This window comes from Scandinavium sp. NPDC088450, assembly GCF_044900545.1.
Classification (GTDB): Bacteria; Pseudomonadota; Gammaproteobacteria; order Enterobacterales; family Enterobacteriaceae; genus Scandinavium.
Genome location: NZ_JBJDNI010000020.1, coordinates 38780 through 57862, shown reverse-complemented (window position 1 = coordinate 57862; position 19083 = coordinate 38780). Strand labels below are relative to the sequence as shown.

Below are 19083 nucleotides of genomic sequence, written 5' to 3'. Positions count from 1 at the left end.
CAAACCGCGCTTAAACGCGCCCGTATCGGTCCTGGAATCGCACGATGTCGTCCTCTTCGAGGTACGAACCTGAGCGCACTTCAATCAGGTCAAGCGGGATCTTGCCCGGGTTTTCCAGGCAGTGCGTGGCACCCAGCGGAATGTAGATAGATTCGTTTTCCCCAAGCAGCTTCACGTCATCGTTGATGGTCACCTTCGCGGTGCCCGCCACGATAATCCAGTGTTCCGCGCGGTGGTGATGCATCTGCACCGATAAGCCTTCGCCCGGTTTCACGGTGATGCGTTTCACCTGATAACGGTCGCCGGAATCGATGGAGTCATATTTGCCCCAGGGACGGTACACTTCGCGGTGAATGTGATGCTCATGGCGACCATCGGCCTTAATCTGCTCCACCACTTTTTTCACGTCCTGCACCGCGTTGCGGTCGGCGATGAGCACGGCGTCTTTGGTCTGCACCACCACCAAATCCTTTACCCCAACGGTGGTCACCAGCCCGGATTCGGCGTACACATAGCTGTTTTCGGTTTTATGGCTGATAACATCGCCGTGGTGCACATTCCCTTCGGCGGTGTGGTTGCTGATTTCCCACAGTGAGGACCAGGAACCGACATCGCTCCAGCCTGCATCCATCGGCACCACCACCGCGTCAGCGGTTCTTTCCATCACGGCATAGTCAATGGACTCTTCAGGGCAGGCCAGGAACGCCGCTTCATCGACACGGATAAAGTCGAGATCCGGGTCAACCACGTCCATCGCCTTTTCGCAGGCCTGCAAAATATCCGGGCGGAATTTGCCCAGTTCTTCCAGGTAACGCCCTGCGCAGAACAGGAACATGCCGCTGTTCCAGTAATATTCCCCGCTGGAGACATACGCCTGCGCGGTTTCCAGATTCGGTTTTTCGACAAACTGCGCCACGGAAAATGCCACCGCGTCTTTCTCGCCCGGGCTCACTTCGCCACGACGAATGTAGCCATAGCCGGTTTCCGGCAGGTCCGGCACGATGCCAAAGGTCACCAGTTTGCCGCTTTCGGCATAAGGGATGGCGTCACGCACGGCGTCACGGAACGCATCTTCATTCTGAATGACGTGGTCAGCGGCCAGCACCAGCATCAGCGGATCTTTCTCCGGGCTGCTGCGTTTTGCCGCCAGCGCGGCCAGTGCAATCGCAGGCGCGGTGTTGCGGCCCGCAGGTTCGAGAATAATGTTCTCGGTTAACTTGTTGAGCTTGCGCAGCTGCTCGGCAACGATGAAACGGTGTTGTTCGTTGCAGATAACCACCGGGCTTTCACAGTCCACGCCGTTAAGACGGTTTACCGTCGCCTGCAGCATGGTTAAGTCGCCTTTCAGGCACAGGAACTGTTTCGGGTAAAGCACACGGGACAGCGGCCATAAACGGCTACCGGAGCCACCGGCCATCACTACCGGATAGAGTTGGGTCTGACTCATGATTTCACTCCGACGTCTGCTACGGAAATAGCATTAATGAATGTCTTCAGCACGTTCTCTTTGTCGAGCGTGCGTTCGGCGTAATCGCCAGCAATCGTGTTGTTCTGTGGCATCAGCAGTGCACGTTCGATCCCGTCTACCAGCTCAGGAACCGACTCCGGTTCAACACAAACGGCAATACCAGGATGCGCTTCGCAAAGCTGGCCCAGTTCGGTTTCCACTTCTGCGGTGATCACTGCATTGCCGCCCACGGCCAGAATATTGGTCAGTTTTGACGGCAGCACCGCATCGGCTGCGCCGCGCTTCTGGATAACCAGATGGCAATCCGCCATTTTCAGCAGCGCTGGCAACGCTTCGTAGGACTGCAACGGGAAGAAACGCACGTTGCTCAACCCACGTTCTGCGACCAATTTTTCCAGTCGCGCTTTTCCGCCGCCCTGCCCGACAATGGCGAACAGCCACGGCTTGTCCTGCAACTGTTCAGCGGCCGCAACGACATTTTCCAGCCCCTGCTTTTCGCCGATGTTGCCGGAGTAAAGAATGATTTTGCGATCTTCAGGCAGACCTAGTTGTTCGCGCAATACGGCAACCTGCGTCGGGTTAACGTCACGAAAACGGGCCACTTCTGACCAGTTGGGGAAGAAAATCACTTTCTCCGCCGCCACGCCTTTTTCCTGCGCTTTGTTCATCATCGAGCGCGAAATAGTGGAAACGTTATCGACGTTATGCAGGCCGCTGCGCTCGAAGGCGCTGGCCAGTTTCGCCACTTTTCCGCCCTTGCCCTTGCCTTTGCCTGCCATGCCCAGGCCGAGCATCGCGTCGACTTCGTAATCCTGAATATGCAGCAGCGTGCGTGCGCCGGAGAGTTTCGCCAGCAGGCGCATGCCTGGGGTGCAAAACAGGGTCGGCACCACGCCAATAATGCGATCTGGCTTCCAGCGACGTTGCGCCATCAGCGGGAAAAAGCTACTCAGCGCGAAGCTGCCTAAATGGATCAGGCGCTTCAGCGTTGAAGGTTGTTTCGGCACATACAGCGGACAGCGCCAGACGGTCGCCGCGCCCTCTTCCCGACGGTAGCGCCAGGAAGAGTAACGCTCGCCCACTTTCCATTCCGGGTAATACGGCGGGGCAGTGATCACGCGCACGTCGTGCCCTTGCTGCGCCATCCACTCGACCATCTCTCCGGTGTATTTGCCGATACCGGTCAATTCCGGAGAGTAGTTGATGCCATAAACCAGGATTTTCACAGGACGGGTGCCTCCGTGCTTTGCTCAGTGTGGAAATAGGCGCGGCTGTTGGCGTGGACGTTGTCCGCCGCCAGCAGCGCCTGCTTTGTGAGCCAGCAATAATCGTTATGCTGCGCGGTCGGCAGCGCGAGCGAGGTATGCTCCACCTGAACGCGGAACCCCAGCACCACGTAATGGGTGCTGAAATCCGTGCCGGAGAAGTTGTCGTCGTAAAAGTGCTGCCACACGCCGTTGAACTGCCCGGCAGACAGCGGCAGGCTCACGCCCAGTTCCGCTTCTGTCAGGCGGGCAAAAGCCTCCGCCAGCGTTTCGTCTTTCTGCACTCGCCCGCCCGGCACGAACCAGTAGCCCTGTGCCGGACGGTTGTTACGTTTCCCGAGCAGAAATTCGCCCTGCGCGTTCTCGACAATCAAATCAAGGGAGATGAGCGGCGTGGAACGCACCACGGTGGCAAAATCTTCTGGCTTCAGAAACATGGTTTACCCCCGGAAGCGGTGCTGGTTCTCAAGGAACCACTGGTAAGTACTCGCCAGACCCGCTTCGAGCGTCACTTCGTGATACCAGCCGAGCTGATGCAGACGAGACACATCCAGCAGTTTGCGCGGCGTGCCGTCTGGCTTAGTCGCGTCAAACACTACGCGGCCTTTGTAGCCCACCACTTTGGCGATGGTCTGCGCCAGTTCGCGTATGGTGCAGTCCACGCCGGTGCCGACGTTAATGTGCGACAACATCGGTTCGGTGTTCTCCTGCCACACTTCACGGTCCAGCTCCATCACATGAATGCTGGCTGCCGCCATGTCGTCGACGTGCAGGAATTCACGCATTGGCGTGCCGCTGCCCCACACCACCACGTCCGGCGTATTCGCCTGAGTGGCTTCGTGGAAACGACGCAGCAGCGCCGGGATCACGTGCGAGTTGCTCGGGTGGAAGTTGTCATGCGGCCCGTACAGGTTGGTCGGCATCACCGAGCGATAGTCGCGGTTATGCTGACGGTTGTACGATTCGCACAGCTTGATCCCGGCGATTTTGGCAATCGCGTACGGCTCATTAGTCGCTTCCAGCGTGCCCTGCAACAGCTCGCTTTCCGGAATAGGCTGCTTCGCCATTTTCGGGTAAATGCAGGACGAACCGAGGAACAGCAGCTTGTTCACGTTATGCAAATGCGCCGCGTGAATGATGTTGCTTTCGATCATCATGTTTTCGTAGATGAAATCCGCCGGGAAGCTGTTGTTCGCCACAATCCCGCCGACTTTCGCCGCCGCCAGATACACCTGATCGATACGCTCTTCAGCGAAGAACTCATTCACCGCTTTGCCGTCGAGCAGGTTCAACTGATCGCGGGTACGCAGAACCAGTTCCACATCACCGCGCTGTTCAAGCTGTCGAACAATGGCGGAGCCCACCATGCCCCGATGGCCCGCCACGAAAATACGTTGTCTGGTCATGAAATCAGGACTCCAGCGCGATGGCTACCTCGTAGCCGTGAGCTTTAAGCAGGGAGTGTTTCTTCGCCGCTTCCAGATCTTTGGCAACCATCTCAGAGACCATTTCCTGCAGGGTGGTTTCTGGTTTCCAGCCCAGTTTCTCGTGCGCTTTGGTTGGGTCGCCGAGCAGGGTTTCCACTTCAGCAGGACGGAAGTAACGCGGGTCAACTTCCACAATCACATCACCTGGCTTCACACCTGGCGCGTCGTGGCCGGTCACGGAAACAACAATGCCTTTCTCTTCCACGCCAGTGCCTTCAAAGCGCAGTTTGATACCCAACTGGGCCGCAGCCATTTCAACGAACTGACGCACGGAGTACTGCACACCGGTGGCGATAACAAAATCTTCCGGTTTTTCCTGTTGCAGCATCATCCACTGCATTTTCACGTAGTCTTTGGCATGGCCCCAGTCACGCAGGGAGTCCATGTTGCCGAGGTGCAGTTTCTTCTCCAGACCCTGAGCAATGTTGGCAATTGCGCGCGTGATTTTACGAGTCACGAAGGTTTCGCCACGGCGCGGAGACTCGTGGTTGAACAGGATGCCGTTACAGGCGTACATGCCATAGGATTCACGGTAGTTGACGGTTATCCAGTAGGCGTACATTTTCGCCACAGCATAAGGAGAACGCGGGTAGAACGGCGTGGTCTCTTTCTGCGGAATTTCCTGCACCAGGCCATACAGCTCAGACGTGGACGCCTGATAGAAACGGGTTTTCTTCTCAAGGCCGAGGAAGCGGATGGCTTCCAGCAGACGCAGCGTACCGATGGCATCCACGTCAGCGGTGTATTCCGGGGATTCAAAAGAAACCGCTACGTGGCTCATCGCGCCCAGGTTGTACACCTCATCCGGCTGCACTTCCTGCAGAATACGGGTCAGGTTGGAGGTGTCGGTCAGGTCACCGTAATGCAGGTGGAATTTCGGGTTGCTGGAATGAGGATCCTGGTAAATGTGATCCACACGCTCGGTGTTGAAAGAAGAAGCACGACGCTTAATCCCGTGAACTTCATAGCCTTTTTCCAGCAGCAGTTCTGCCAGGTAGGAACCATCCTGCCCGGTTACGCCGGTGATGAGTGCGACTTTAGTCATGTTTATTTTCCTCTACTTACAGGGATTGAATAGTTTCAACGCGTTCGCGCGTCACCACTGCAGGGTTGCCACGGCAAATCACATTTGCCGGAAGCGGTTTAAACACGCTGCTGCGCGCGCCAACGACGGTGCCATCACCGATCGTCACGCCGGGTGCGACAAACACATCCGTTGCCAGCCAGCATTTCTCGCCAATCACAATCGGCGTCGCATTAATATCAAAATGCGCGCTCCTATAATCGTGACTGCCGGTACACAAATAACATTTCTGCGACACCACCGAATTGGCGCCAATCGTAATATCGCCCAGGGTATATAACACGGCGTCATCGCCGACCCATGCGTAATCACCCACGGTTAATTTCCACGGATAAGTAATTTTGACCGAAGGACGAATTACTACGTTTTTTCCGATTTTTGCGCCAAACAGGCGCAATAAAAAAGCACGCCAGCGATAGAGTATTTGCGGTGACCAGGCAAACAAGGTTGCCTGCACTGCCCACCAGAGTTGAACCTTAATACCGTTCCCGCCCCGAAAGCCTTTCGGCACGGAGAATCCACTTAATTCCTGCATGGGTTATCCTTATATTCAGGCTTTGTTATATAAGGCTTTCGTTTTGCCTGTGGTGCGAAGTCTTAACCAATACGACATCTCTGCCCAAAAACCCGGCACTCGCAAAATCTGGCGCTGCACTTTCTTCGCATCCTGGCATAATTCAAGATTGTTGGAGGTTGACACCCCGCCCATCGAGAATTCAGACACCAGGCCTTTAATGCGCTTAAAGGAATACCCTTCTTTATACATTCTGGCAGCCAGCGCATAATCCGACGAAACGCGATATTGCAAATCATACGGGTAACGCTGCAACCCGCTTAGCGGGAAGAAAATAGCCTGATGACTGGCCGGTAAGCTGTGGTAGATATACCAGCCATGTTTCGCGCTACGACGCACTTTATGGCCTTCGCCAAAATCAAGCATCGCATCACCGATATACATCGCATCGTCATTTTTGCTGCCGAGCTGCACGACGCTTTCTACGATATCCGGGTGGAACACGTCCCCGGAGTTGAGAAAGATAGCGAAGTTCCCGCGGGCCATATTGATGCCTTTGTTCATCGCATCATAGATGCCTTTATCTTTCTCGCTGATATAGCGTAAGTTGTACTCACCATTGAGGTTTTCCAGAAACTCCGCGGTGCCGTCAGCGGAACCGCCATCGACCACAATCCATTCGAATTCGATGTTGGGATCTTGCGCCAGATGGGCCAACGACGCCCAGGTTTTCACCACGCCTTCATAATTTCGAAACGCAACGGTAATCACACTTAGCAGCATCTTTTGACTCCTCATTAGCTGTTTGTCAGCTTCAGCGCTTTACGCAGAATAAAGGGACAAACAATTAAAAACGCATATTCCGGGCTAAAAATTGAACCGGTAAAAAACAGAGAGACCGGGCAAAATAAAAATAACTGAACACGATAATTCTGATTATTGCCAAATGCGTTAATCATCATTTTTCCGATTTTCGCCATGTACCATGCGGTCAATAAAATAGCGAACCAGGAAAAATAAATAATCAGCAGATACAGTCCATTGTCTATGGTTTTACCGACGTCCGCACCGTTAAAGATTCCGAATGATGCAACATATTCATAAAGAGAACCAAAACGCACCACCCCATCAATATGGGTCAGGGAATAACCGACCATCACCAATGGGCCGATAATACGGTAATAGGATGATGAGCCTTCCGTCCCGAGATCGCCAACGCGCTCCGAGATATACGGAAAGGCAAAAACAATACCCACTACAAAGACCGCCAGTGAAATAATCGCCAGTGGCAACTTCTTACTGATCGCTTCTTTGTTTAAATACTGAAATGCCCATTCCAGTAAATAAAACAGGATAAAGGTCATCACCCCGGAAAACGATCCTGAGAGAACGATTCCTGCCAGAATCATAGCATCGGTCTTCGGTGTTTTGATACCAAACTGTTTGATGCTGAGCCAAATTGAGATTAGTGCCAGAGCGAAGAAGGCCGGTTCGAAATACAGCGCAGTGGTTCGTTTGCCGCCGAACTTGATAAAGTTCAGAACATAGCTGTTGCTGTAAATAAGATATTTCGAAATCGTCTCCATTAAACTACTGCCGCCGCTGAGGATAATCTGCGCCATTTCGGCCGCGGCGAGCATCACCACCAGCCCGACAACGACATAAAAGAAGCGCAGGATTTTGCCGTAGTTATGCGGTGAGATAGTTTTGAAACGAATGCTCCATACCATGCCGACAATGATGACGATGTAGATAAACAGCATGGTCGACGTGACGTACTTGCTGGCGTCCAGTGACTGACCAAAAATGTAGTTAAACAGCGTCAGCCCTGCCCCAATCCCGAGTGCTATCATCAGCTTTTTCAGGCTAATGCGCTCGACATACAGCAGCAGCAATACCGGCAGAAACGTCACGATAGTTATCGGGAAACTTTCACCCAACTGGGCGATTTTGACGTTAACCAGCAGGTAGATGACGGGCAGCAGCAGGTAACTACAGAGTCTGATAGAACGAGACATATTCCTCCAGCATCTGTTGTCCGCTATAGGCCTGGCGACTTCGGGTGCGAAACGCGTCCAAAGACGTGCCAAAAATGGCTTCGGCAATCTCGGCTTTTGATTTCTGCACCAGGCTCAGCACTTCATCGATTTCTACCGTGCGCCCACCCGATTTCGCCAACACTTCTTGCGCGGCTTCACTTGGCGTAGCAATAACGGGCACACCAATGGAAAGCGCTTCACAGAGGATCAGCGGGTAGTTATCCACGCGTGAGCTAAACAGCAACGCATCGAGCTGATTCAGCTCGCTCATCAACTGGCGCTTGTCGGTCAGGAAGCCATGGTTGATGACGTTGCTGCCTTCGAATGGCGAGAATTTACCGAAGATGTGTACTTCCACCGCATCGCCCAGCGCGATGATGTCTCGCACCAGTTGCTGATTGGTTTTGCCGTCATAGCGCAGGTCATGAGCCACCACGGCGATTTTCGGTTTGCCGTTTGTCGCACTAATCGGGGCCAGCTCAGCGAGAATCTCTTCAGTGGCAACATCAATGCCGTTGTTGATAATTTGGCAATGTCCTTCACCGTAAAGGCGATTAAACGCATCGGCCACGTGCTGACTTGGTGAGATGAACTGGCAGCCCAGGGAGATCATTTCACGGAACAGCTGGCGTTTGCCACCCACCAACAAGTGCGCACGGTCGATTTTCACCGGCGGATAGTTGGTCAGCGTCGGGCATTTACCGCAGCCACTTTTCCACTCTTCACAACCATCAAGAAACGCACAACGCCCGGTCACGCTCCAGTGATCGTGCAGCGTCCAGATAAAACGCACGTCGCGTTTGTGTTCTTTCAGTTTGTGGCAAAAATCCACCACTTCATCCAGATTCAGCCAGTAGCTGTGCAGCACGTGAAAATGCAGCACCACCGGGCCGGAGGTGCGGGTCACGGTGCGATACAGATTGTTCAGGTTGCCGAACAAATCGCGGTTGAACAGACGAAACAGCGCGATGTTGGCGATGGATGTCACTCGCGATGTTTGCTTAATCACATTGGGATAGTTGTCATGGCTGACGCTTTTCTTGCCGCCTTTGCCATAGCCATACACAAAACGCGAAGCCAGGCCTTGTTGCAGTGCGCGCTGGTGTAAATCCAGTGCCACGCCTGCAGCGCCGCCTTCAGCCAGGCGTACGTTAAATTGAAGAATATTCATTTAATGACCTTTACTCGCGCTTTTTCGCCGACCACCAGCGCATTGTCCGGCACGCTGTCCAGCACCACGCTGCCCGCGCCGACGGTGACGTTATTGCCGATGGTTATCTCGCCAATCATGACAACGTTGGCACCCAGCTCGACGCCGTTGCCAATCAACGGACACGCCAGGCTGTCTGCCCCGCGGTTGCCTAGGGTGACGCCATGGCGAATCGTAAAATCATCGCCTGCAACCACGTTCTTATTGATAACCACGGCATAGCCATGATGGATGGTGAAACGGCGGCCAATGGTGGCGGCAGCCTGAATTTCGTAGCCAAACAGGCACTCGGTGATGAAGCGATACATCAGCAACACGGGCGCGGCCCACAGATTGTTGATGACGCTCTTCTTACGCCAGACAGAGCAAAAGTGCGCAATACGGTAGCTCACGACCATGCAGCACGGACGCAGACTCCAGCTGTTAGCGCGGAGATCTTCAAGCAGCATCATTTCCCCCGCAGTCCATCAGCCAGACGTTTGCCGTTACGCACAGAAAGCAGCGTCAACAGCGTGCGCCAGTTCATGCGCTTATTGCGAATTTGATACAGCGTGAACAGCTGATACTTCTTGCTCGCGCGGTCAAATTTGTCTTTGTGTTTGCGGTAAAAATGGAAGTAACCGGAGAATTTCTTCGGCGAAGACGTTATCTGCATTTCACCGTGGTTGATGTGCAGGATTTGCGTCGCCTCTTCCACCTTCCACGGCTCGCCGTATTCGGTCACCATGCGCAGGAAGATGTCATAGTCCTGAGCCGCTTTCAGCTCAGTGTCGAACAGGTTTTCTTTGAAACGCCACGCCCAGCTAAACACCTGATTACCAATGATGTTTCGCTTGAAAAACAGCTTGCGAGAAAACGGTGATTTCGGGTACAGCGGCAAGCTCGCAGGCTGGGAATACACCTCGCCTTCGCACACATAGTCGTTGGCATACAGGAACGCGTGCGTGACCAGTTGATGCTTGTGTTCAAGGAACACCGACAGACGGTTTGGCGTCCATTCATCATCGTCATCAATGCCGGTGATGAACTGCCCGTTAGCCTGCAAAATGGCCTGGTTGCGCACCACACAAGCCCCTGAGTTAAAGTCATTCCGGGTATAGCTGATGCGCGGGTCGTTCAGGTCTTCGATGAAGTGTTGCAGCTGTTCAAACGAGGAGGAGCAGTCGTCAACAATCATCATTTCCCAGTGGGGGTAATCCTGGCGCAGCACCGATTTGATGGCGCGAATAGCCAACTGCTGACGGTTCCATGTCGGCATATAAATAGAAATCAAAGGGTGTTGGGTGGTCATTGTGTTCCCCGGATGGCTGAGTCTCCCCTCTCCCCGGCCCTCTCCCAGAAGGAGAGGGGGAATGCGTTCCCTCGCCCTTTGGGAGAGGGTTAGGGAGAGGGGGAAGATTATTTACTGTCAGACTTGTATTCGTACTCGTAGTAACCGTAATCCTGATACCCGGTCGCACGGCGGAAGATGGAGTTGAGGATCACGCCCTTCACATGGATACCGTTCTGCTCGAAGCGGCTGAGGCTGGTTTCCACTTCTTTCAGGGTGTTCACCGCATAACGCGCCACCATCAACGTGGTGCCCGCATGACGACCTACGATACCCGCGTCGGTCACCGCCAGAATTGGCGGGGTGTCGATCAGCACCAGGTCATACTGGCTGCTCGCCCACTTCACCAGCTCGCTAAAGCGGTCACTCATCAGCAGTTCAGAAGGATTCGGTGGTACCTGCCCGCGCGTCACCAGGTCGAAGTTAGTGATCGAGGTGCGTTTGGCGCAGGTGGCGATGTCCGCTTTGCCGACCAGCACTTCCGACAGGCCGTTTTCGTTGGTCGTGCCCAGCAGTTCGTGGGTGTAGCCTTTACGCATATCGCAGTCGATCAGCAGCACGCGTTTACCCGTCTGACTAATCACCGCCGCCAGGTTGGCGCAGACAAACGTTTTACCGATAGACGGGCTGACCCCGGTCATCATCAGCACGTTATTGCTGGCCTGCATCATGGCGAAGTGAAGGCTGGTACGCAGACTACGCACGGCTTCAATAGCCAGGTCCGTCGGGTTACCCACCGCCAGCAGCTGGCTTTGTTTGTAACGCTTGATGCCTTTGACGGTTTTGACCTGATCGCGTTTCTTCTGCCACTCAGACAGCGGGATGCTGGCGTACACATTGATGCCGTTATCTTCCAGCACCTGTGGCGACTCAATGCCACGGTTGAACAGCGAGCGCAGCAGTGCCCCAAGAACAGAAAGCATCAGGCCCAGAATGATGCCGCCAAGAATAATCAGGGCTTTCTTTGGTTTCAGCACACCCGGCTGAGTGATAGCGGAGTCAACGATACGCACATCGCCGACGGTGCTCGCTTCCTGAATTTTCAGCTCCTGCTGTTTGTTCAGCAACTGCATGTACACCTGCTGGCCGGATTCCACATCACGGGTCAGACGCACAATTTCCTGCTGTGTTTCCGGCATTGCGGTAATGCGTTTGTTGAGGTTCGCCTTCTCCTCTTCCAGGGTGCGGCGCTTCTCCAGCAAGGTGCGATAAGCCGGGTGACGCTTGGTGTAAAGCTTGGAGATCTCCGCCTCGCTGAAGGTCAACTGGTTCAACTGCGCGTCGATGTTGACCATCGAGTCCAGCACTGACTTGGCTTCCAGCGACATGTCCACCGAGTCTTTCTGCTGACGATAGGCGTTGAGTTTGTTCTCTGCGTCATCCAGGTGAGTACGCACTTCCGGCAGCTGCTTCGCCAGGAATTTCAGGCTGCGCGAGGCTTCTTCGGATTTACGCTCAACGTTCTGCGCCAGATAGTTTTGCGCGATGCTGTTGAGGATCTGGCGAATCTGGTCTTTGTCTTCCCCGGTATAAGTCAGGCTTAACACGCCGGTATCTTTCCCGTTTTCCGTCACGGCCAGGTTGTTTTGCAGGGTATTAATCATGCCAAGCGTGGAATATTTGGTGACGGTGAATTCACCGCCTTCCTGCGCATGAATGGCACTCACCAGCATGCTCACGCCGGATTTCGTCAGCATTTTCCCGACGGTGCCGCGTGCGGAAAAACCGCCATCGCTGGTCAACTGGTAACTTTGCGGCCCCAGTACTTCAAGAGTGAACGTTTGATCGTGCATGCCTGCTGGCAACGTGAAGGTATCGACCGCCACGCTCTCATTTGCGCGCCCCATCAAGCGTTCCCAGCCGGTGCCAAAAATCGGGAAGGTATTTTTGGTTACCGCGATATCAAGGTTGAGATCGTCGACGGTTTTTCCCAGCACCATGCGGGACTGAATCAGCTGCATTTCTGCTTCAGAAGCAGGCGGCTTGCTGTTCAGCGCCGAGTTGATGTCTTGCACCAGTGAGCTGCTGGTATCTTGCTCGATTTGTACCAGCGCATCAGCACTGTAAATCGGCGTGGCAAACAGCGTATAAATGACGGCGGCGGCGGCGAACAGCGCGGTGATGCCGAGCACCCACCATTTCGCCTCAACCACCGTGCCGACCAGGCGGCCAATGTCGATTTCATCACTGCCGACAGCGTGCGGATTCGCTGATTTTACGTTATCTGTCATTGTTATCCCTGCTGTACTTTCAGTGCCTGCGCCCACTGTTGGGCAGACTGATCGAGTAAGTGGTAAACCGCTTCGAAGGCGTCGCGACTTTTGCGATACGGATCGGGGATTTCGCGTTCATCATCCCAGTGACCAAACAGCATCACTTTGCCGCGCATTTCCGGCGCGAGTTCGCACAGACGGGCAATGTGCCGTTTTTCCATGGTCAGAATAAGATCGTATTCACGACACATCTTGCCGGTGATTTGACGGGCGCTGTGCCCGTCCAGGGAAATGTTATGAACTGCGGCAACGCTTGCCGCCGCGTCGTCTGCCCCTTTACCCACCAGCGCGCCGAGCCCGGCTGACGCCACATTGACCGACGGAAGATAGTTTTTCAGCAGCCGCTCCGCCGTGGGGGAGCGGCAGATATTGCCGACGCATACCACCAGAATTTTGTTGAACATAATGGTTACCAGGTATGGATATCTTTCGCCGCGTCCGTCATGTAGCGAACGCCACTGATGGTCGGCAACAGTTGGTTGATCAGACGGTTCCAGCGTGCAACCGGTGCGGTAGTGACATACACCACGTCATACGGCTGCAGCGTGAAGTTGGTTGCCATCACCAGCGAAGTCGCATCGGACATATCCAGCTGATAAACGTTGGCAATCTTGCCGCTCTTGTCGTCTTTCAGTGGACGAATCACGAAGATGCCGCTGGCGTTGGAGGCGGTCATATCGATGCCTTCGGCCTGGCCCAGCGCCTCGGTCAGCGTCATGCCGCTGAAGTCCATTTTGAGGGTGCTTTGTTTCTTCACTTCGCCCATCACGAACACTTTCAGGTCGTCATTGCGCGGCACGAACAGGATGTCGCCCGGATACAACAGGCGGTTCTGGCTCAGGTCGCCGTTTTGCATCAGCGCCTGCAGCGAAATACGCTCTTCCTTGCCGTTGTGCGTCAGCACCACGTTGCGCCAGTCAGCCAGATCGGTCATGCCGCCCGCGGAGTTAATCGCATCCAGCACGGTCAGGGGCACGTTGGTAATTGCCTGCTGGCCGGATTTATTCACCTGCCCGGAAACATAGGCTTTCTGAGAACGGAAGGCCGCCACGTTGACGTCGACCTGCGGGTCTGTGATGTAAGCCGCCAGACGCCCGGTGATCACATTGCGGATTTCAGACAGCGTTTTGCCCGCCACCTGCACTCGCCCAATGTAGGGATAGAAAATCGAGCCGTCTGGCTGAACCCAGTTGCCGGTATCGCTTGAACTCCGATATTGCCCCGCTGGCGTGGTCAGTTCCGGGTGATCCCAGACCGTGACGCTCAACACATCGCCTGCGCCGACGCGATACTGATAATTGCTTAACTCCTGATCCAGCGACATGTTGGGTTGTGCCACGTTTGGACGTGGGCGCAATTGTTCAATCAGGCGCGGGGTCAGCGGATAAACATTCACCATCCGGTCGATGTCAAAATCAGCATCTTGCTGCTTAATCACATCTTTACCGTAGGTAGACATATTGCTGCCGGGAAGGACAGTGCAACCACTCATCAGGATTGCAGACACCAATAATGGCATCAATTTCAGTTGGGATTTCATCATTGATTATTTATCACTTTGGCAGAGAAATTATCCTGTGCGAATAAAACAAACCGGAATGCATTCCAGTCATTTACATTGAGCATGCCGTTAACCGAAACGAAATATAACTGGCATCATTCCTAAAAAATTTTTATTCACGTGTCAGCAGTTGACAGAATAATCAAGGCTGATTAATGGCCTTCAGGCACGCTACCGCCCTTGGCTTTCAGTTACCAATCCACTGTTTAATCATGAAGTTATTGTTGATTTGATGGCCGAAGCCATGACAAAGCTTTTCACACGCATACCGCAAAGCTTTTCTCTGAGAGAACCTCATTTATTAATCAAGAAAAACCCGGCAATATTCATTTATGCCATCGAATTGTTGCAGCAATATCTATATCAGACAAGGAACGCTGTCATGCATTAGCTGCTTTTCGGATAAATATTAAGAACAGGCATTCGCTTTTAGGATTTTCTTTATATTGACACCACGGGATATCGCTCAATTATCAAAAAGACTATTCACCAATTAAAAAAACAAAATGATTTATACCAGAAACAATAAGGATATATTTGGGCTGTTAAAAAAATCATTTTAAGAATAACCTCAATCAATATTGCAATTTCGTCTCCCCTTATCCATGATCCCATTGTGACATTAGTCATATTACTGAAGGTGTTAAACGACATATGGAATGGATTGCCGATCCATCAATCTGGGCAGGTCTGGTCACACTGGTCATTATCGAACTGGTGCTCGGGATTGATAATCTGGTGTTTATCGCGATTCTTGCGGAGAAACTCCCCCCTGCCGAGCGCAACCGCGCCCGGGTAACCGGGCTGATTCTGGCGATGGTGATGCGCCTGCTGTTGCTGGCGTCGATTTCCTGGCTGGTTACACTCACTCGCCCACTTTTCACGATAAGAGATCTCAGCTTTAGTGCCCGGGATTTGATTATGCTTGGAGGCGGGCTGTTCTTGCTGTTCAAGGCCACGGTCGAACTCAACGAACGGCTGGAAGGGAAAGACAACGATAACCCGACGCAACGACGCGGAGCCAAATTCTGGGCGGTGGTCGCACAAATCGTGGTGCTGGACGCGGTCTTCTCGCTCGACTCCGTCATCACCGCTGTCGGCATGGTTGACCATCTGCTGGTGATGATGGCGGCGGTGGTAATTGCGATTAGCATGATGCTGCTCGCAAGCAAAGCCCTGACCCGCTTCGTCAATAGCCACCCGACCATTGTGATCCTTTGCCTGAGCTTCCTGCTGATGATTGGTTTTAGCCTGGTGGCGGAAGGGTTCGGCTTCTACATTCCGAAAGGCTATCTGTACGCCGCGATTGGTTTCTCGGTGATGATTGAAGCGCTGAACCAACTGGCTAACTTTAATCGCCGACGTTTCCTGAGCGCCAATCAGAGCCTGAGGAGCCGAACCACCGAGGCGGTGATGCGCTTGCTCAGCGGACAAAAGGAAGACGCCGAACTGGATGCACAAACGGCATCGATGCTTGCCGACCACAAAGATGAGCCCGTATTTGACCCACAGGAACGTCGGATGATTGAGCGAGTCCTCAACCTCAATCAGCGCAGCGTCAGCAGCATCATGACCTCACGCCATGATATTGAGCATATCGATTTGAGTGCGCCGGAAGAGGACGTCCGTGCCCTGCTGGAGAAAAACCAGCACACGCGTCTGGTGGTAACGGGCGGGGAACATGATGAAGAGCTGCTGGGCGTGGTGCATGTCATCGATTTGCTGCAACAGTCTCTGCGTGGCGAAGCGCTGGACTTACGCGTCCTTATTCGTCAGCCACTGGTGTTCCCGGAAACGTTGCCCTTGCTGCCCGCGCTGGAGCAGTTCCGCAACGCCCGTACTCACTTTGCTTTTGTGGTGGATGAATTCGGTTCGGTGGAAGGGATTGTGACCCTCAGTGATGTGATGGAAACCATCGCCGGGAACCTGCCGAATGAAGCGCAAGAGATTGATGCCCGCCATGATATTCAGAAAAACGCTGACGGCAGCTGGACGGCTAACGGCCATATGCCGCTGGAAGATTTGGTGCAGTTTGTGGCCATTCCTCTGGATGAGAAGCGCGAATATCACACTATTGCGGGCTTGCTGATGGAACATCTCCAGCGCATCCCGACAGCGGGCGAAACAGTGGAGATTGACGGTTTCACGTTGAAGGTGCTGAGCGTTGAAAATCACCGTGTGCAGAGAGTGCAGATTATCCCGCCGGTGCAGGAAGAGGATGGGTTGAACTACGAAGTTTGATGGGATGCCCGGTGGCGGCTTGCGCCTTACCGGGCCTACAAACCGGGCCTACATTTTAGGTTTTGTAGGCCGGTGCAAGAAAGCGCCGCCGGGCAACAACACCCGGCGTGAAGGTTGATTACATTTTCTCTAAAAACTTCTTCAGGTCTTTCCCGCTCTGGCTGTTCTGATTTTTATCAGCCCACGCTTTCAGGCGGTCTTTCGCTTCATTCTGCAGTTGCTTACGTAGCACCTGATCGACCTGCAGGCTGTAGTTGAGCGCCGTCCATTTGCCATAAACACGCAGCGGAATGGCCGTTTTCTTCAGGGTGTCAATCAGCTTGCTTTCGCCCTGCCAGCCTTCAAGCACACGCACGTTGAAACGCACATCGGCTTCTTCTTTGAGCAAATCGAGTGCGCCCTGCCCATCCAGAGAGATCATGGCAGAACTGCCGGACATTTCGTTGAGCTTCATTTGCCCACGGTCAAGCGTCATTGCAGTCTCGAAGTTATCCAGACGGGTGGCGCTGTCGTAGTTCTCTTTGGCCTTCACGTTGGTGCTACGCTCAACGGCTTGTTGCACCAGTTGCTGGAAGTTCAGCCCTTCTGCTCGCGAATCCTTGAGTTGAAGTTGGGCATCGCCCTGCCAGCTTCGGCGGAAATTATCCGCATCAATTTTATCGCCGCTGAAATTGCCTGTTAACGACAGCTTACCGGTCAGATCGATAGGGTAATCAAAGGCCTTCAGCAGTGTGCCAATTTCGATATTGTCGAGCTTCGGCGCAAATTCGGACACCGGTGTATCACCGCGCGCATCCAAAGAGCCCGGCAGCGACATCGTGCCTGCGTCGAGCTTGCCTTGCAGCTTCGCCACTTTCAGCAGACCAAAATCATTGCTGGCCTGAACATCAACGCCGGTGAAGTTCATCCCGCGCCAAAGGATTTGGTTCGCCGCGAGGCTAATATCTGCGCTGTAACCACGCAGACTGCTGTAGTCGGGCTTTGAATTGCCTTCAGCAATGATCGGGCGCTGTTGACGCGGCTGGCTTTGCCCTTGCTGACTGGCGCTGGTGTTATCCGCCGGGCTTGCCTCGGACAACAGATTATCCAGGTTCAGCTTGTCGGAGCGAAGATTGAGCTGCCAGACAGGTTTATCCGCAAGCGTCACGCTACCCGCGCCGCCCAGTGAGCTGTCGTTGGCGGTCAATTGCAGATTGCTGAAGCTTAATGTTTTCTGGTCTTCCTGCCATTTCGCCTGCAGAGAGCCCTGCCCTGCAATGCCCTGGCTCGGCAAATCCGCGCCCTGCAATTGCCAGGTTACGTTTTCGAGTGTTGCCGTAAGCTGGTGCGGATAGTCACCGGCATCCACCTGAGCATTAAAGGAGAGATTGAGATCGCGCTGATCGCGATTAACACGCCCGGAGAATTCGACGGTCGCCTGATAGTGATCGTCCTGCTCCATTTGCAGCTTGATATCACGTACCGTGATCTGCTCGTCGCCTTCATGCTGGAACACCAGCACGCTATCAGCCACCTGCAAACGTGAGATGTCGAAAGACCAGCCTTTGTCTTCCGGTGCCTGAGGCAGCGTATTTTCACGCGGAGCTACAGGAGCCTGAGTATCTTTGACCGCTTCGGTTTGTGGCGTCAGTTCAATCACCGCGCCTTTAAGCATCACCTGCTTAACCTGCAGCTGATGAGAAAGCAGCGGGAGCAATGCGACATCAAGGCGCATGTTGTCGGCTTTCACCAGTGGCGCTTGTGCACCAGGCTCGGTGAGCGTCATGCGCCCCGAAAGAATGCTGAGCTGCGGCCAGACGTGCCAGCGCAGTGGGCCATCAAGCTTGAGCTGATAGTCACTGCGTTCGGCGACCTGACGCACCAGGTAATCGCGAAAATCATTCGGATTCACCAGCAGCACCAGCGCCGAAAGACCAGCGACAATCACCACCAGCAGGATCATCAGCGTTGTCAGCAAACGTCTCATGGTTTCTCCGGCCTCTGCGACACGTCAGTCTTTGTCGATACGGCTGGCAACCGCACCTTGCTGATCGCGGTATTTTGCGTCTTCGCGGCGGTTGTAAGGACGCGCAGCCGGGCCGGACAGCGGTTCAAAACTGAGGGCACCAATAAGCATGCCCGGACGCAGCGCCAACGGCAGTTTGCCCGAGTTATAGAATTCCAGCACGATGCAGCCAGACCAGCCTGGATCGATGCGGTGCGCGGTGACGTGAACCATCAGGCCCAGACGCGCGAGGGAAGAACGGCCATCCAGCCAACCGACGAGATCGGCAGGAATGGTGACAGATTCTAATGTGACGGCCAGCGCCAGTTCACCCGGATGCAGGTAGAAAGCTTCACCTTCGGCCAGCACAATTTCTTCGCTCATGACTTTGTCGAGCGCCGCGCTCACTTCGGCTTTTGGGCCGCTAAGGTCGATAAACGCCGCGGTGTGTCCGCTGAACGTCCGGAATTTATTCCCGAGACGTACATCAACCGTGGCGCCGTTAATACGCTCGACAGGAGGACGAGGGGAAATCGCCAGACGGCCTTCATCCAGCCAGGCTTCAATATCTCGGTCACACAGACGCATGCGCTATCTCCTTTGATGCATCATGCCCGGCTGATGCCG

At 54.1% G+C, this 19083-nt stretch carries 17 protein-coding genes; 1 reads left to right on the top strand and 16 read right to left on the bottom strand.

The genetic code is table 11. The features are described from left to right. Positions 1-10: 10 nt before the first annotated feature. The 14 genes from cpsB to ACI2I2_RS16890 all read right to left on the bottom strand — a co-directional run bounded on the left by cpsB (position 11) and on the right by ACI2I2_RS16890 (position 14213). On the bottom strand, positions 11-1447 hold the full coding sequence (gene cpsB, locus ACI2I2_RS16955; protein WP_404658948.1) for a mannose-1-phosphate guanylyltransferase ManC: 1437 nt from the start codon (positions 1445-1447) through the stop codon (positions 11-13). Next, positions 1444-2694, bottom strand: a complete 1251-nt coding sequence (gene wcaI, locus ACI2I2_RS16950) for a colanic acid biosynthesis fucosyltransferase WcaI (RefSeq protein WP_404658947.1) — start codon at positions 2692-2694, stop codon at positions 1444-1446. The genes cpsB and wcaI overlap by 4 nt, the downstream gene beginning before the upstream one ends. After that, on the bottom strand, positions 2691-3170 hold the full coding sequence (locus ACI2I2_RS16945; RefSeq protein WP_404658946.1) for a GDP-mannose mannosyl hydrolase: 480 nt from the start codon (positions 3168-3170) through the stop codon (positions 2691-2693). The genes wcaI and ACI2I2_RS16945 overlap by 4 nt, the downstream gene beginning before the upstream one ends. Before the next feature lie 3 nt (positions 3171-3173). Continuing rightward, a complete protein-coding gene (locus ACI2I2_RS16940; RefSeq protein ID WP_404658945.1) occupies positions 3174-4139 on the bottom strand; it encodes a GDP-L-fucose synthase family protein in 966 nt (321 codons plus the stop codon). A 4-nt stretch (positions 4140-4143) separates the two neighbouring features. Next, entirely contained in the window at positions 4144-5265 is a 1122-nt protein-coding gene (gene gmd, locus ACI2I2_RS16935) for a GDP-mannose 4,6-dehydratase (RefSeq protein WP_330982387.1), read from the bottom strand. Positions 5266-5281: 16 nt separating this feature from the next. Further along, on the bottom strand, positions 5282-5839 hold the full coding sequence (wcaF, locus tag ACI2I2_RS16930; RefSeq protein ID WP_404658944.1) for a colanic acid biosynthesis acetyltransferase WcaF: 558 nt from the start codon (positions 5837-5839) through the stop codon (positions 5282-5284). A gap of 15 nt (positions 5840-5854) precedes the next feature. Beyond that, on the bottom strand, positions 5855-6601 hold the full coding sequence (wcaE, locus tag ACI2I2_RS16925; protein WP_404658943.1) for a colanic acid biosynthesis glycosyltransferase WcaE: 747 nt from the start codon (positions 6599-6601) through the stop codon (positions 5855-5857). 14 nt (positions 6602-6615) lie between these two features. Beyond that, positions 6616-7836: a colanic acid polymerase WcaD gene (gene wcaD, locus ACI2I2_RS16920; protein ID WP_404658942.1), complete on the bottom strand. Its 1221-nt coding sequence runs from the start codon at positions 7834-7836 to the stop codon at positions 6616-6618. Next, entirely contained in the window at positions 7811-9028 is a 1218-nt protein-coding gene (wcaC, locus tag ACI2I2_RS16915; RefSeq protein WP_404658941.1) for a colanic acid biosynthesis glycosyltransferase WcaC, read from the bottom strand. The genes wcaD and wcaC overlap by 26 nt, the downstream gene beginning before the upstream one ends. Beyond that, positions 9025-9513 carry a colanic acid biosynthesis acetyltransferase WcaB gene (wcaB, locus tag ACI2I2_RS16910; protein WP_330982552.1) on the bottom strand — a complete coding sequence of 163 codons (489 nt, stop codon included), beginning with the start codon at positions 9511-9513 and terminating at the stop codon, positions 9025-9027. Before wcaB ends, wcaC begins: the two co-directional genes overlap by 4 nt. 2 nt (positions 9514-9515) lie before the next feature. Next, entirely contained in the window at positions 9516-10358 is an 843-nt protein-coding gene (gene wcaA / locus ACI2I2_RS16905) for a colanic acid biosynthesis glycosyltransferase WcaA (RefSeq protein WP_404658940.1), read from the bottom strand. A 107-nt stretch (positions 10359-10465) separates the two neighbouring features. After that, entirely contained in the window at positions 10466-12628 is a 2163-nt protein-coding gene (wzc, locus tag ACI2I2_RS16900) for a tyrosine-protein kinase Wzc (RefSeq protein WP_404658939.1), read from the bottom strand. 2 nt (positions 12629-12630) lie between these two features. Next, on the bottom strand, positions 12631-13074 hold the full coding sequence (gene wzb, locus ACI2I2_RS16895) for a low molecular weight protein-tyrosine-phosphatase Wzb (RefSeq protein ID WP_404658938.1): 444 nt from the start codon (positions 13072-13074) through the stop codon (positions 12631-12633). A 5-nt stretch (positions 13075-13079) separates the two neighbouring features. Further along, positions 13080-14213, bottom strand: a complete 1134-nt coding sequence (locus ACI2I2_RS16890; RefSeq protein WP_404658937.1) for a polysaccharide export protein — start codon at positions 14211-14213, stop codon at positions 13080-13082. A 672-nt stretch (positions 14214-14885) separates the two neighbouring features. Between ACI2I2_RS16890 and ACI2I2_RS16885 the strand changes: the two genes are divergently transcribed. Continuing rightward, a complete protein-coding gene (locus ACI2I2_RS16885) occupies positions 14886-16472 on the top strand; it encodes a TerC family protein (protein WP_404658936.1) in 1587 nt (528 codons plus the stop codon). 118 nt (positions 16473-16590) lie between these two features. On the opposite strand, the gene asmA is transcribed toward ACI2I2_RS16885, so the two are convergent. Continuing rightward, the gene (asmA, locus tag ACI2I2_RS16880; RefSeq protein WP_404658935.1) at positions 16591-18438 is read right to left on the bottom strand and encodes an outer membrane assembly protein AsmA; all 1848 of its coding nucleotides are present in this window, start codon (positions 18436-18438) and stop codon (positions 16591-16593) included. A 24-nt stretch (positions 18439-18462) separates the two neighbouring features. Next, complete coding sequence (gene dcd / locus ACI2I2_RS16875) at positions 18463-19044, bottom strand: dCTP deaminase (RefSeq protein ID WP_330982397.1); 582 nt, start codon at positions 19042-19044, stop codon at positions 18463-18465. Positions 19045-19083 lie beyond the last annotated feature (39 nt).